Here is a 13,235-nt window from a genome sequence, read left to right on the forward strand (position 1 = left end):
CCCTACGCTTGAGGCGAGGGGGAGGCATGTTGAAGAACTCGCGATCGAAAATCGCCCTGTGGACCATCCTGGGCGTCGTGTGCACGGGCGGTGCGGTCTCGCTTCTCGTCCTGGCGTTGGTGTCGGGTTCGGACGAGGAGCCTCACGGGCGGGGGACCGCGTCGACCAGCTGGTACACCACGAGCCCGCCGGAGGCCTCCGAGACCCCGATCGGAGAACCGAGCGATCCCGGCCAGGGAACAACCCCGGTGACCGTCGTGACCCAGACCGTCGTAGCGGTATCTCCGGGCGGCGGCGGTGACGGCCCCGGCTCGCTGATCACGGCCTTCGGCTCCCTACTGAGCGGCGCCGCAGCGGTCGGCACGCTCCTCCACGCCGTCCACTTGAGCCGCCAGAACCGCACGACCACGGGGCCGGACGGTGCCTAGCTCTTGACGGCGGCGAGGAAGGACGCCCAGGGGGCGGCGCCGAAGAGGAGTGGCCGACGGTCCGGGATTTTGCTGTCGCGGACGGGGACGATGCCGGGGTGGCCGTCGGCGACCTCGAGGCAGTCGTTGTCTCCGCCCGCGCTGTAGGACGACTTACGCCACACGGCGGTGGTGAGGTCTGGGATCACGCGGTCTCCTTCACGCCGTGCACGAAGGCGGACCAGGACGACGCCTCGAAGAGCAGCACGTGGCCTGCGGGGACCTTGCTGTCGCGGACCGGGACTATGCCGGGGTGGCCGTCGGCGACCTCGACGCAGTTGTTGTCTCCCCCGTCGCTGTAGCTCGACTTGCGCCACACAGCGGTGGTGAGGTCGGGGGTGTTCGTCATGATCTGTGCTCCTCCAGTACGCCCCTGATGAACGCGAGCGAGTCCGACAGGGACAACGCCAGGTCGCGAAGCCGATCGTAGGACGATCGCTCCCGAAGAACCTCGTCCGGATCCTCGATCAGCCGACCGCTGCTGTTGCCTTCCGTGTAGGCAACGGCGTTTCCATCCCTCTGCCAGAGCAGCGTCAGCGATCCGTTCATATGGTGGTGCGCTCCCGCCGAGAACGGCAGCACCTGGAGCGCCATGTTGGGCCACAGCGCGACGGTCTCAAGATGAAGCAACTGGTCGTGCCAGGTCTTGCCCCTGGCAGCGGGGCGCCGTAAGGCGAACTCGTCCATGATGATCCGCACCTCGGGCTCCGGCTTCTGCCTCAGCAGGTACTGCCGTCCGAGTCGTGCCGCCACCTGCTCCTCAACCAACTCGTCGCCACCGGCCGTTGTCTGAGCCCCAGACAACACCCCCCGAGCAAAGTCCTCGGTCTGGAGAAGCCCTGGAATCCCCAGCGAGAACTTCCACATGATCCGCGCTGTCGCCTCCAGTGCCATGAACTCCTTGTACTGGTCCTTGAACGCGTCCAGCCGAGCCGCCTTCCACTGGCTAACCAGCAGGTCACCGATGCCGTAGTACCCGTCCAGGTCCTCCATGACCGTCACTTTGGACAGCCGCTCCCCGGACTCCAGCCGACTCAAATAGCTCTTCTCATACCCGGTTTCATGGGCCAACTGCCCCAGTGACTTCCCGGCCTTCTCCCGCAGGACCTTCAACGTCTGCCCCAGGATCGCCCGCCCGGAAACCGGCTCGACGTCAACCTTTTCGCTCACGTCACCCCTCTCCGTTGTCTGGCGCCCCAGACAACACCTAACCCCTTCCGCAGCGTACGCCGCACCTGTGACGATCGAGGCACGAACGGTAATCACCGCTCGTCAGACCCCTGCCATGCCAAAACCCCCGCGACCGATGGCACTCGGTCCGGGGGCATGGCCGACGCACGAACACAACAAGGACGTCGACATGCGCGAACGTACCGCCCGACTCATCGAATCGCTACTGATTGCACTCGTACGAGCACTGCTCCCGGCCGACGGCCGGCACCGAGCGGCCCCGCCGCCCCAACCTCCGGCCCTCAAGCGGCCGTTGCCACCGACTCCCCCCGCCCGACCATGCCGCTGCGAGCGCGAACGCATCCTGCAACGCCGCCGCGCCCACTGGGCCGTCGCCTACGGCACCACCGCAGCCCCGCGCCAGGAGACCCCCGCATGAGCCCCCACGAACTCCGCCTCCTCCCCTGGACCACCCCCGACGGCAAGCCCTGCTACCTCAGCGCCGACAGCGACCGCAGTCTGCTCTCCCGGCTCGCCGACGACGTAGAGGCAGCCCAACTCGACTCGGGAGAGCAGGTACTGGCCGGAGCAAGAGCAGTCCTCGCCGACACCAAGGCCGGCGAACGAGCCGTCCGCTTCGCACTGACGCGAGCCTCGGAATCCCTGGAGGACGCACTCCGCATCGCGGTGAGCCGTGGTGAGCGCATTGGGGCGGGCGAAAACCGACCATGACTCACGAGGTGGATCCGAACTCCTGCGAGAGAACCCCCAAGGCGATCCGCGCGGCCCTGCAACGCCGCTATCTGGACGACGTGGAGCAGACGGTCAAGAGAGTTGTCGAGGGCGACACTGAGGTGAGCGCCTATTCGATCAACTATGCCGATCACGCGGCTCGGCGAAAGGCCACGCTGAGCGCGCCCCAGCGCGCATCGCTGGAGCAGCTTGAGAAACGGCTCAGCCTGGACCCGTTGGGAGCGCCCGCGATCGGCAACCGGGACAACGGCTGGTCGGTCACCTTCCCGAACGGCCTCGTCTTCTGCACCGTGTCCAGCCGCTGCGTGATCAACGCCATCGACCTGATCGCCCTTTGAATCACTCCCCAACTCCCGACGCAAGTCGGTCATTCGGCCGAGAGCAAGGCAGAGAACAGCCCTCGAAGCTCGACCGTTCGGCCGAGGTGGATGAACCGCGAGGCACGCGAAAGTAGAGGTGCGGCGCCCGGTCCCACCCCTCCCCCGGAACGGGCCGGGCGCCCGCGGGGCGGACGCGTACCGCGGAACCGGACAGGCGATGACAGAAACCCCTCCCAGCTGTCGATGTCCTGTCAGCCACACTCGTTCCCGACCCTACCCGCGAGTTCTCTGCAATCTTCCTGGCGCATACGCGGACGCCATCGCATCCGCGCGGACATCACAGGAGTGAGCCAACCCCCATGCGACTCATTCGCAGATCAACCCTGAAGAAGAGCGCCCTGAGCATCGCCTCCGCCGCCCTCGCCATATCCGGCGTGCTGGCAGGGGCCGGTTCCGCCGAAGCCGCCGGGCCCGGTGGGGCGCAGAATGTGCGGGGTGTCGACCCCGGGAACACCGATCTGATGATCGAGCGGCTCTGCAACCAGGAGACGAGCCTGACCGGCGTCTATGGCGCCCTCAACGTCGACACCGGCGAGTTCAAGACCCGTGACGAATATCTGCGGGACGTGTTCGGGCTGTGGAAGCCCGCCGGGCCGTGGGAGCTGTTCCGCGGCTGGTGCGGGTACGCGGAGGCATCGACCTGGTCCATCAAGGGCGAGCCGATCCGTACCTCCCGGTGGATCGGCAACCGGGGCTCGGCGGACGACAAGGAGACCTTCGTCAGCAGCTACAGCACGAAGACGTTCGCGAAGAAGAGCGTCGGCGGCACCATCAGCCTCTCCCTCGCCAAGAGCATCTTCTCCGGCAGCGTCGGCGGCAGCGCGGGGTACGAGTGGGGCTGGGAGAAGGAGTCCCGGTTCGAGACCCGGAGCGAGAAGACCATCCCGCCTTGTCGTCAGGTCGCCGTGACCTGGACGCCGTATCAGCGCGTGGTGCGTGTGAACCCGGTCTTCTACGTCGAGGACTACGAGTGGAACAAGGGCGACGGCGACGTCACCACCCACACCTGGCGTGGCCGGGACGCCAGTTGGAAGACGATCTACTCGTACGGGTATTACATCGACGGCGTCTCCGACAAGCTCCTCCCCAACGGCCAGCCCGACGGTCGTGAGGACAAGATCGAGGAGAAGCTGGACCCCGACACCTGCACCAAGTAGGCAACTTGCAGGCAACCTTTCCGTGCGGGGCGGCGACTGGTCCCCGGACCACATCCCCCCGCACGGAACGGATCGCCGCATGAGTGAGCAGCAGCACAGCAACGCCCGGCACCGGTACCGCAGAGGCCGCAAGGCCCTGGCGATCGGCGTCCCCCTCGCCCTGACCGCCGCCGGCACCCTCGCCTACGGCACCGACCTCGGCCTGTTCGGCGAAGACGCCCAGCAGCGGGCCTCCGCCACCACCGCCGTGGCTCCCGAATGGGCGGCCGCTACCGCCGACGGGTTCGCCTCCGTCAACTCCCTGGGCCAGAACGGCACTTACGGCGGCCGTGACGGGCAGATCGTCACCGTCAAGACGCAGGCCGACCTCGAGAAGTACGCCACGGCCACCCAGCCGTACGTCATCGTCGTCGCCGCCACCATCGACATGAACCCGGTCGGCAAAGAGATCAAGGTTCAGTCGGACAAGACCATCGTCGGGGCGGGGACGGCAGGGCACATCGTCGGCGGGGGTTTCTTCCTCGGCCAGGGCGTACATAACGTCATCATCCGGAACCTCACCATCCGGGACTCCTACCAAGGCGTCTGGAACGACAAGGACCACGACTTCGACGCCATCCAGATGGACGGCGCCCATCACATCTGGATCGACCACAACGATCTGCGGCACATGGCCGACGGGCTCATCGACGTCCGCAAGGACAGCACCGACGTCACCGTCTCCTGGAACAAGCTGAGCGACAACAACAAGACCTTCGGCATCGGCTGGACCGAGAACGTCAAGACGGACATCACCATCCACCACAACTGGTTCCGCGAGACCGAGCAGCGCAACCCCTCCACCGACAACGCCGCCCACGCGCACCTCTACAACAACTTCCTCGAGGACGTGGCCGGGACGACCATCAAGTCCTCCTACGGCAACTACTCGCGCGGCAGGACCAAGATGGTCCTGGAGAACTCCTACTTCCAGGGCATGAACAACCCCGTCACCAAGGACAGCACCGCCACGCTCGTCCAGAAGGGCAACACGTTCGTCGGCACGAGTGGTCGTAACGAGAGTGGTGGTACGGCCTTCGATCCCAAGAGCTTCTACGGGTACACGGCCGACAAGACCGCCGACGTGCCGTCCAGGGTCAAGTCTGGTGCCGGGCCGCGAAGTTCGATCGGTACGACCGCGGCAAGCACCAAAGCCGCCACCACCCTCACCGTCGCCAAGGACGGCAGCGGCCAGTACTCCACCCTCCAGGCCGCCATCAACGCCGTACCGGCCAACAACCCCTCCCGCGTCGTCATCCAGGTGCAGCCGGGCACGTATCGCGAGGCCGTCACCGTGCCCGCGAACAAGCCGCACGTGACGATCGTCGGGACCGGTGCCAGCCGTAAGGACACCGTCATCGTCGAGGGGCACGCCGCCGGGATGACCAAGCCCGGAGGCGGCACGTACGGGACGCCCGGCAGCGCCACGCTCAGCGTCAAGGCCGACGACACCCAGGTGCGCAACCTCAGTGTCACCAACGACTTCAACGAGGGTGCCAACCAGTCCCTCAACGGACACCAGGCCGTGGCCCTGCTGACCCAGGCCGACAAGGTGTTCCTCGACAGCCTCATCGTCACCGGCGACCAGGACACCCTGGAGATGGAGACGGCCGCGAAGGGCGCCCTCGGGCGGGTCTACGTCAAGAACTCCTACATCCTCGGCAACGTCGACTTCATCTTCGGGCGGGGTACGGCCGTCGTGGACAGGTCTGTGATCACGCTGCGGAAGCGGTGGGACGGTTCGTCCGCCGGGTATGTCACCGCGCCGAGCACCGAGGCGAACCGCAAGGGCATCCTCATCACCAACTCGACCGTCAACGGTGATGTGAGCAACGGCAGCTTCTTCCTCGGGCGGAACTGGCACCCGGGTGGTGACACGACCGTGGACCCGCAGACGACGGTCCGGGAGACCAGCCTGAGCGGGGCCATCAAGTCCACTCCGTGGTCCGACATGGGCGGCTTCCCCTGGAAGGACGACCGGTTCGCGGAGTACAAGAACACCGGCGCGGGCTCCGGGTCCGCGAGCTCCAACCGGCCCCAGCTGACCGATGCGCAGGCGGCCGGGCAGGAGGTCGCGGACTGGCTCGGCGACTGGGCGCCGAACGCGTCCTGAGGGGCGTGGGGACTGGGCCGGGTGCTCTGCGCGGGCACCCGGCCCCGGGATATCAGCCGCCCGTGGTCACCTGATCCAGGGGCAGCCACAGGGTGGTGTTCGTGGACGGGCCGATGTTCGTCTGGCGTACGCGGGTGACCTCGGCGTCGGTCAGGGCCCGGTTCCAGACGCGGACCTCGTCGATGGCGCCGGTGAAGAACGCCCGGCTGTCCATGCGCTGGCCGATGTGCACGCCGAACGGTGAGGTTCGGCTGACGGATCCGGACACGCCGGCCGTGCTGATCGCCCTGCCGTCGATGAACAGGGTGAGCCGCCCGCCACCGCGGCGCAGGGCGAGGTGGTGCCACTGGCCGTCGTTGTGCGCGGCGGTGGTGCTCACGGAAGCCGACCGCACGGTCGTCGCGCCGCTGCGCACCGTCATCAGAGCGCGCACCCGGTTGCTCGCCGGTTCGCCACGCAGCCAGAACTGGGGTTGGCCGCCGCCGATGCCGCCCATCCACAGCATCGGTTGCTCCCCTGTTCGACTGGTGTAGCGGAACCAGAGCGAAGCGGTGAAGCTCTCGGTGCCGAGCTTGAGTTGGGAGCGGTGCGGCAGGCGTACGGCGTCGTTGGCGCCGTCGAAGGCCATGGCGCCACCGAACCTGCCGGACGTGGTCGAGGCCCCGCCGAGTACCTTCGCGCGCTGTGCGGACGGGGCGCGGTCGGCCGTGGTCGGGTCAGGGCCGCGGCGCGGTGTGAGCCATTCCTCGTTGAACCGGGCGAAGCGGATCTCGTCGCGGGCGTCGACGGTGCCGCCCTCGTACATCAGGCCCACCACGCCGCCACCGATGCCCACCATGTCGGAGTAGCCCGCCCAGTCCTGGGTCACCACGGTGCCGCGGTCCACGCTCTCCCAGGTGTTCCCGCCGTCGTAGGAGGAGCGGATCATCATGGTCCGGCGGCGGTCCGGGTCGCCGGGGCAGGACAGCAGCATGCGGCTGCCCAGTTGCAGTGTCGACCCCTGGACCTGCGGAGTGTAGAGGTCCGGCAGGGCACGGAACCGGTTGGTGAAGGTCTCGCCGCCGTCCTGGCTGAAGGTCTGGGTGCGGTGGCCCAGATCGGTGCCGTCCTGCTCGCGGCCGCTGACCAGGATGGTGCCGTCGGTGCGCTCGGTGAGGGTGAGTTCGGAAGGCTTCTGGCGGAAGGTGCCGTTGGTGGCGATGGGCCAGGAGTCGGTCGCGCGACGTCGCCAGGTGTTGCCGCCGTCGTCGCTGACGATGAGGGCCGCGTGGTCGTCGGTGACCCTGCTGCCGTTCCAGGTCTCGGCGTTGACGCCGAAGACCAGTCGGCCGGCGCGGCTGCCGCGGGTGAGCTGGATCCCGTGGACGGGGCCGGTGGCGTACCAGGAGTTCCAGTTCGAGGGCTTGATCTGGGCGCTCAGATTGCGCGGCTGGGTCCAGGTGCGGCCGTCGTTGTCGCTGTACTGCAGGTGAGGGCTGCGTTGGCACGGGACGGAACAGCTGTTGCCGTTCGTGCTCGCCTGGTTGTGTGTCTGCGGGAGCAGGATGCGGCCGTTGGTCCGGTCCACGACCGGGGCCGGATTGCCGTGGGTGTTGCCGCCGCCCTCGCTGACGACCTGGAGCGGGCCCCAGGTGCGGCCGCCGTCGGTCGAGCGTTTCAGCACGATGTCGATGTCCCCTGCGTCACCGCAGTTGCGCACACGGCCCTCGGCGAACGCGAGGAGCGTGCCTTGCGTCGTCCGCACGATCGCCGGGATCCGGAAGCACGCGTAGCCCGGATCCTGGGATGCCCTGAAGATGACCTGTTGCTGGAACAGCGGTGCGGCCTTGGCGGGTTGGGCTTGCGCGGAGCCCGCGAGGGCTGCTGCGGTCGCCATGATGGCACCCAACGCGATTCCGGCTCTCAGACGTTCGCGAAGCTTCAACTGCATGGATGGTCCCTCAGTTTGTCTTTACGCCTGCACACCCCATGTCTCATCTATACACAATTGATGTCATTTGTCCGGAAGTAACACACCGCCGCACGTGGGCCGTTCCCGCAGGGCGGAAAGTCAAAGCCGACACCGGACAGCGCCAAGGGCGGACCAAGGCTCGATCATGGCTTTCCCGCACCCGGCCATGATTTGGTATCACGAACGGTTGTCCGGTCATTCGGGCGTACGTTCCTGCCTCGTGAACGCTGATAGATCAGTCGGCGCCCGGCCGGCCGCACCCGCCCCGGCCCGCCGCGCACTCCTGCGGTACGGGCTCACCGGAGCCGCGACGCTGGGGGCCACCGCCGCCCTCGGCACGGCCCCCGCCTCCGCCACCCCCGCCCTGCAGCACCGGCCCGGCACGCCCGACGAGGCGCTGCGCGAGCTCGCCGCGGGCAACCGGCGCTGGCGCAACTTCTGCGAGCGGCACCCCGACGAGTCACCGGCCGTACGGCAGGCGCTGACGTCGGGGCAGCATCCGTTCGCCGTCGTGCTCGGCTGCATCGACTCGCGCGTGCCGCCGGAGCTGGTCTTCGACCAGGGGCTCGGCGATCTGATGACCGTGCGCTCCGCCGGTGAGGTCCTGGACGAGGCGGTCCTCGGCAGCGTGGCCTACGGCGTGCTCGAACTGGACATTCCGCTGGTCATGGTCCTCGGGCACCAGTCGTGCGGGGCGGTGAAGGCCGCCGTGGAGAGCGATGAGACCGGGGAGCGGCTGCCTGCCCATATCCAGTACATCGCCGACCAGATAGCGCCGTACATAGACCACACCGTGGAGGGCAACGCCCGGATCGACGCGACCATCGACGCCAACGTCCGCGCCGTCCGCGCCCGCCTCGCCGCCGAGCCCGACCTCGCCGCGAAGGTGACCTCCGGCGAACTCGCCATCGTGGGCGCCCGCTACGAACTGACGACGCAACGGGTCCACCGGGTCGTCTGACGCCGGAGCCCGGCGTGCTCGGCGCTAGTGGAAGCCGAGCATGCCGGGGGAGTCGATGTCGACCGTCACCACACCGGGCGGGTAGTTCTGCTCGCGGTCGGTGAGCAGGATCGACATGCCGGTGAACTCGGCACGCGGCAGGGCGCAGTACAGCGCGTGGCACGTGTCGGCTCCGCCGTAGCCGTCCCGGATCATCGTGCCGACGCTGACCGATGCCACGGTGTCCAGGGGGTCGACGACCACCGAGGAGAAGGCGAGCAGTCGCCCCGCGGCGCCCGCGTCCTCCGACTCAGCCTGTATGAGGCAGGTGGCGGGAATCCGGAGGAGGTCACCCGGCGTACGGGCCATGTTCCCGGCGAGGAGGTTCAGCGTCTTGTGCCCGTCGGCGAGGGCACGGGCGGCGCCGGTGTCCAAAATGATCACGCAGCCGCTCCACGGGCGAGGCTGATCTTCTCGGCAGCGATCCGATAGATGTTGGCCAGCACGTCGGGCGCCTTGTCGAACTCCTCGTCACTGATGTCGAGGCCGATCTTGTCGCGGACGACCTGCCGGTCGGCCGCCAACTGCTGGGCGATCTGGTCAGCCGTGAGTTGCTCCGAGGCAAGCTGCTCCACCAGTTGCCCCAAGGTCACCCCCCGCTCCTTGGCCACCTGGGCAAGGTGGTCGCGGGCCTGCCGGGACACCTGGATGGTCGTGTGCGCGTTCTCTGCCATGACGCCACCATAGTCATGCCACAGCACCCTGTGCCCCGGGTTTCGGTGCGACGCACCCAAAGGAGTGACCAGCCGCGCTCAGAGCCTCAGCACCAGCGTGTCCTCCGCCCTCGGCCCCGCCAGCCGCGCATACGTCCCACCCCGCCCCGCCAGTTCCGCGTGCGTCCCCGCCTCCACCAGGCGGCCGTCGTCCACGACCAGGATCCGGTCCGCGTCCGGGGCCAGGGTCAGGTCGTGGGTGATGAGGATGGTCGTACGGCCGGACATCAGGCGGCGCAACGGCTGTACGACCTGGCGCGCCGCCACCGAGTCCAGGCCCGCCGTCGGCTCGTCCAGGATCAGGACGGGGGCGGCGCGCAGCATCGCGCGGGCGATGGTGAGGCGCTTGAGCTGGCCGCCGGAGAGGGCCGCCGTGCCGGGCGCGATCGGGGTGTCGTAGCCCTCGGGGAGGGCGGTGATGAAGTCGTGGGCCGCCGCCGCGCGTGCCGCCTGCTCGATGTCCGCCTTGCTCGCGCCGGGGCGGCCGCAGGCGATGTTCTCGCGGATGGTGCCGTTGAGGATCAGCGTCTCCTGGGGGAGCAGGGCGACGTTCTCGCGCAGGAAGTCGAGGCCCATGTCCCGTAGGGGTACGCCGTCCAGGGTGATCACGCCGGACGTCGGGTCGTAGAAGCGGGTGAGGAGCTTGGCGGTTGTGGACTTGCCTGCGCCTGACGGGCCTGTGACGACGATCAGTTCGCCGGGGCCCGCCGTGAAGGTCACGTCGTGGAGCGACCGGCCTGCCGCCCCGGGGTAGGTGAAGGACACCCCGTGGAAGCCGACCCAGCCCCGCACCGGCCAGGGTGCGACCGGTTCGGCGGGGTCGGTGACTGCCGGTTCGGCGTCCAGGATCTCGCCGAGGCGCTGGGCGCCCGCGGTGGCGGCGGTGAGGGTGAGGCCGAGTTGGCCGAGGTTGCGGATGGGTGGGTAGAGGTAGCCGACGAAGGCCGCGAAGGCGAGGAGCTGGCCCAGGGTCATGCGGTTCGCCGAGATCTCCCACACGCCCAGGCCGATGATCGCCAGGACGCAGATCGTCTCCACGACCTCCACGAACTGCTCGTACATCTCGCTGAGCCGCGCGCCCCGCACGGACGCCTTCATCCACGCCCGCGCCTCGCGGTCGAGCAGCTTCTCCTCGGCCCTACGGCGGTTGTACGCCTGGGTGAGGACGATGTTGCCCAGTGACTCCTCGACGACCGAGGTGATGCCGCCGTCGGCTACCCGTTCGTCCTGGGAGGCGGTGCGGATACGGCCGGCGAAGCGGCGGGCGGCCAGGAGGAAGAGAGGGGAGAGGAGGAAGGTGGCGAGGGCGAGGTCCCAGCGGAGGTAGAGGGCGGCGGCGGAATAGAAGAGGGCGGAGAAGGCTGCCGCGACTGTGCCTACGACTCCGGATACGACCATTTCCTCAATGGCGTCGACGTCTCCCGTGAGGCGTTCGACCAGGTCGCCCTGGCGGTGCTGCTGGAAGAAGTGCGGGGGCATGTCCTGTACGTGCCGGAACACCTTTGCGCGCAGGCGCAGTACGAATCTCTCGGCGGTCCAGGTGGCCAGTGAGTTGCCCAGGTAGCCGACGAGTGCGCCCAGCGCCGCCACGCCCAGCCAGGCCGCCGCCGGGCCCCAGAACGCCGACAGTGAACCGGCCTTCAGCGCGTGGTCGGTCAGTTCGGCGAACAGCAGGATCGAGGCGGTCTCGGCGAGCGCGGCGGCGATGACGCAGGCCACGATGACCGCCAGCCACTTGCGGTCCCCGCGTGTCAACGGCCAGAAGCGGCGGAAGGCCGTACGCACTTCTCTCATGAGCGAGTCCCTTTCCCGGTTCCCGGACATGACGGAGGCGGGGTCACCGGAGCACTCCGGTGACCCCGCCTCATCCGTCCGTCTCAGCCCTTGTCACCGACCGGGCGGCGCTTCGGGGCGCCCTTCTTCGCGCAGGGCTTCTTCTTGTTCGCCGGCGCCGGGGCGGGCTTGCGGGTCTTCTTGACGGGGGCGACCTTGTGGAAGCTCATTCGACTTTCTCCTTCTCGGTTTTCGTGTCGTTCGCTTTCGACATGGAAAACACTACGGGACACCGGAGACGGAAAAGGCCAAATTCACTTAGACCTCGATGAATTGAGCCTGAGACTAATTTTCAGGGAAATCCGGGAACTGAACGTGAATTCACACAGGTTTTATTTCCGACCGGGTCGGCCCTTTCCGCCTATCGCGAGACCCGCCCCCTCCAGCCGCACCCTGATCCCGTCCTTCTCCACCCGCACGTCCCGCAGCCGCACCTGCCCGCTGGGCGGCTCGGGCAGCTGGAAGCCCAGGGACAGCTGGTCGGCGAGGACCGGGCGGGTGAGCCGGGGCAGGGCGTCGAGGAGGGCGGGGTCGAAGCCGAGCAGGGCGAGGATCTTCGGGTGGTCCAGAGCGAGGTCGATGAGGTTCAGACTCATGGCCTGGCGGACGAAGCGCGGGGTGCCGGTCAGCTCGGTCAGCTTGGCCTCGTTGCGCAGGGCCTCGCGGACCAGGGAGTCGGGCACGCCGAGGCGCCGTACCACCGACGGGATGGACAGCAGCGCCTTCGCCTTGCGCGTCTCGCGCGTGAGCCGGGCCGCCGAGCCCCGGCTCAGATGCAGGCCCTCCTTCGCGCGGGCGCCGGGGCGGTACGTGGCCAGGTCCCCGATGTCCAGGCGCATTCCGCCGATGTGCGTGGCGATGCCGCGGTCGCCCTCGCGCACGATCCGCGCCTCGGCGCGCAGCCGTAGGTCATGCCCGGCGACCGCGAGCGTGCCGCGCGCCCGCACCCGGTCGCGGCCTTCTCCGGTGAACGTCACCTGGGACGCGCCGAGTTCACGGTTGAGGTCGGCGAAGGAGAGCAGGACTTCGCCCTCCAGCTCGGGGACGTCGGCGCCGCGGATGTCGGCCGGGCCGTCGGTGTCCAGCCGTACGTTTCTCGCGGTCGCCGTCACATGGGCGAGCGAGACCCGGTCGGCGGCCACGTCGGGGACGGTCACCTTGACCGAGTCCAGCCGTTCGTCGGCGAGTTGGGTGAGGAAGGGGAAGCCGTCGATCTCCACCTCGGGGGCGGCCGCGAGGTGCAGCCGGTCCTTGAGGGTGTCCGCCGCTCTGCGCTCGGCGTAGAGCAGGGCCCAGCGGTCGCCGAGGGTGAGGAAGGCGGCGAGGACGACGAGGCCGACGACGGCCTTCATGGCGAACGGCAGGCCCGCGAGCCTGCCGCGCCGTTTGCGGCGACTGCCGCGACGGTGGTTGGGCGGGGCCCAGGGATCTTCCTGGGCCCCTTCCATCTCTATGTCCTCGACGAGGAATTCATCCAGCGGACCGCGGTCCAGGCTGCCGAGTTCTTCGTAGGGGTTTGTATAGGGATGCGCCGTTATCTGGTGGGGGGAACGCATCGGCCCATCCGACCATGTACACGCCCCCCACCCGCAACCTCTACCGGAGGTTTGCGATCTAGTTCACGCCACGACAGAAAATTCTGCGTTGAACCAATGCGAT

General features: G+C 68.3%; 15 protein-coding genes. 6 read left to right on the forward strand and 9 right to left on the reverse strand.

Going from position 1 to position 13,235, the window contains the following annotated elements:
• The first annotated feature begins 26 nt into the window (after nt 1–26).
• Complete coding sequence (locus IE325_RS41550) at nt 27–428, forward strand: hypothetical protein (protein WP_190075377.1); 402 nt, start codon at nt 27–29, stop codon at nt 426–428.
• Here the strand turns inward: IE325_RS41550 and IE325_RS41555 are convergent.
• The 3 genes from IE325_RS41555 to IE325_RS41565 are packed head-to-tail and all read right to left on the reverse strand — an operon-like array spanning nt 425 to nt 1,637.
• Nucleotides 425–616, reverse strand: coding sequence for a DUF397 domain-containing protein (locus tag IE325_RS41555; RefSeq protein ID WP_190075378.1), 192 nt, complete (start codon nt 614–616; stop codon nt 425–427). The two genes, IE325_RS41550 and IE325_RS41555, sit on opposite strands and share 4 nt — an antisense overlap.
• Complete coding sequence (locus IE325_RS41560) at nt 613–816, reverse strand: DUF397 domain-containing protein (RefSeq protein ID WP_190075379.1); 204 nt, start codon at nt 814–816, stop codon at nt 613–615. The genes IE325_RS41555 and IE325_RS41560 overlap by 4 nt, the downstream gene beginning before the upstream one ends.
• A complete protein-coding gene (locus IE325_RS41565) occupies nt 813–1,637 on the reverse strand; it encodes a helix-turn-helix domain-containing protein (RefSeq protein ID WP_190075380.1) in 825 nt (274 codons plus the stop codon). The genes IE325_RS41560 and IE325_RS41565 overlap by 4 nt, the downstream gene beginning before the upstream one ends.
• Nucleotides 1,638–2,072: 435 nt before the next feature.
• On the opposite strand from IE325_RS41565, the gene IE325_RS41570 reads away from it, so the two are divergent.
• From IE325_RS41570 to IE325_RS41585, 4 genes are all read left to right on the forward strand, one after another.
• On the forward strand, nt 2,073–2,369 hold the full coding sequence (locus IE325_RS41570; RefSeq protein WP_190075381.1) for a hypothetical protein: 297 nt from the start codon (nt 2,073–2,075) through the stop codon (nt 2,367–2,369).
• On the forward strand, nt 2,366–2,728 hold the full coding sequence (locus IE325_RS41575) for a hypothetical protein (RefSeq protein ID WP_229912434.1): 363 nt from the start codon (nt 2,366–2,368) through the stop codon (nt 2,726–2,728). Before IE325_RS41570 ends, IE325_RS41575 begins: the two co-directional genes overlap by 4 nt.
• Before the next feature lie 341 nt (nt 2,729–3,069).
• On the forward strand, nt 3,070–3,927 hold the full coding sequence (locus IE325_RS41580; RefSeq protein WP_190075382.1) for a hypothetical protein: 858 nt from the start codon (nt 3,070–3,072) through the stop codon (nt 3,925–3,927).
• A gap of 79 nt (nt 3,928–4,006) precedes the next feature.
• Nucleotides 4,007–6,079, forward strand: coding sequence for a pectinesterase family protein (locus IE325_RS41585; RefSeq protein ID WP_190075383.1), 2,073 nt, complete (start codon nt 4,007–4,009; stop codon nt 6,077–6,079).
• Nucleotides 6,080–6,131: 52 nt separating this feature from the next.
• On the opposite strand, the gene IE325_RS41590 is transcribed toward IE325_RS41585, so the two are convergent.
• The gene (locus IE325_RS41590; RefSeq protein WP_190075384.1) at nt 6,132–8,009 is read right to left on the reverse strand and encodes a sialidase family protein; all 1,878 of its coding nucleotides are present in this window, start codon (nt 8,007–8,009) and stop codon (nt 6,132–6,134) included.
• Nucleotides 8,010–8,250: 241 nt separating this feature from the next.
• Here IE325_RS41590 and IE325_RS41595 point away from each other — a divergent pair, with 241 nt between their 5' ends.
• On the forward strand, nt 8,251–8,991 hold the full coding sequence (locus tag IE325_RS41595) for a carbonic anhydrase (RefSeq protein WP_229912435.1): 741 nt from the start codon (nt 8,251–8,253) through the stop codon (nt 8,989–8,991).
• Nucleotides 8,992–9,015: 24 nt separating this feature from the next.
• On the opposite strand, the gene IE325_RS41600 is transcribed toward IE325_RS41595, so the two are convergent.
• From IE325_RS41600 to IE325_RS41615, 5 genes are all read right to left on the reverse strand, one after another.
• The gene (locus IE325_RS41600; RefSeq protein WP_190075385.1) at nt 9,016–9,414 is read right to left on the reverse strand and encodes a hypothetical protein; all 399 of its coding nucleotides are present in this window, start codon (nt 9,412–9,414) and stop codon (nt 9,016–9,018) included.
• Nucleotides 9,411–9,704: a hypothetical protein gene (locus IE325_RS41605; protein ID WP_190075386.1), complete on the reverse strand. Its 294-nt coding sequence runs from the start codon at nt 9,702–9,704 to the stop codon at nt 9,411–9,413. Before IE325_RS41605 ends, IE325_RS41600 begins: the two co-directional genes overlap by 4 nt.
• A 78-nt stretch (nt 9,705–9,782) precedes the next feature.
• Nucleotides 9,783–11,537 (reverse strand): ABC transporter ATP-binding protein, encoded by a 1,755-nt coding sequence (locus tag IE325_RS41610; protein WP_190075387.1) that lies wholly within the window; start codon nt 11,535–11,537, stop codon nt 9,783–9,785.
• Nucleotides 11,538–11,620: 83 nt separating this feature from the next.
• A complete protein-coding gene (locus tag IE325_RS46770) occupies nt 11,621–11,746 on the reverse strand; it encodes a hypothetical protein (protein ID WP_268256392.1) in 126 nt (41 codons plus the stop codon).
• A 162-nt stretch (nt 11,747–11,908) separates the two neighbouring features.
• Nucleotides 11,909–13,132, reverse strand: a complete 1,224-nt coding sequence (locus tag IE325_RS41615; protein WP_190075388.1) for an LmeA family phospholipid-binding protein — start codon at nt 13,130–13,132, stop codon at nt 11,909–11,911.
• Between the last annotated feature and the right edge of the window lie 103 nt (nt 13,133–13,235).

It is taken from the genome of Streptomyces lanatus, from assembly GCF_014655715.1.
Lineage (GTDB): Bacteria > Actinomycetota > Actinomycetes > Streptomycetales > Streptomycetaceae > Streptomyces > Streptomyces lanatus.

Coding starts and splice junctions, on each gene's coding strand:
- IE325_RS41570 (WP_190075381.1), top strand. CDS start 2,073: ATGAGCCCCCACGAACTCCGCCTCCTCCCCTGGACCACCCCCGACGGC.
- IE325_RS41560 (WP_190075379.1), bottom strand. CDS start 816: ATGACGAACACCCCCGACCTCACCACCGCTGTGTGGCGCAAGTCGAGC.
- IE325_RS41575 (WP_229912434.1), top strand. CDS start 2,366: ATGACTCACGAGGTGGATCCGAACTCCTGCGAGAGAACCCCCAAGGCG.
- IE325_RS41615 (WP_190075388.1), bottom strand. CDS start 13,132: ATGCGTTCCCCCCACCAGATAACGGCGCATCCCTATACAAACCCCTAC.
- IE325_RS41590 (WP_190075384.1), bottom strand. CDS start 8,009: ATGCAGTTGAAGCTTCGCGAACGTCTGAGAGCCGGAATCGCGTTGGGT.
- IE325_RS41610 (WP_190075387.1), bottom strand. CDS start 11,537: ATGAGAGAAGTGCGTACGGCCTTCCGCCGCTTCTGGCCGTTGACACGC.
- IE325_RS46770 (WP_268256392.1), bottom strand. CDS start 11,746: ATGAGCTTCCACAAGGTCGCCCCCGTCAAGAAGACCCGCAAGCCCGCC.
- IE325_RS41550 (WP_190075377.1), top strand. CDS start 27: ATGTTGAAGAACTCGCGATCGAAAATCGCCCTGTGGACCATCCTGGGC.
- IE325_RS41580 (WP_190075382.1), top strand. CDS start 3,070: ATGCGACTCATTCGCAGATCAACCCTGAAGAAGAGCGCCCTGAGCATC.
- IE325_RS41585 (WP_190075383.1), top strand. CDS start 4,007: ATGAGTGAGCAGCAGCACAGCAACGCCCGGCACCGGTACCGCAGAGGC.
- IE325_RS41605 (WP_190075386.1), bottom strand. CDS start 9,704: ATGGCAGAGAACGCGCACACGACCATCCAGGTGTCCCGGCAGGCCCGC.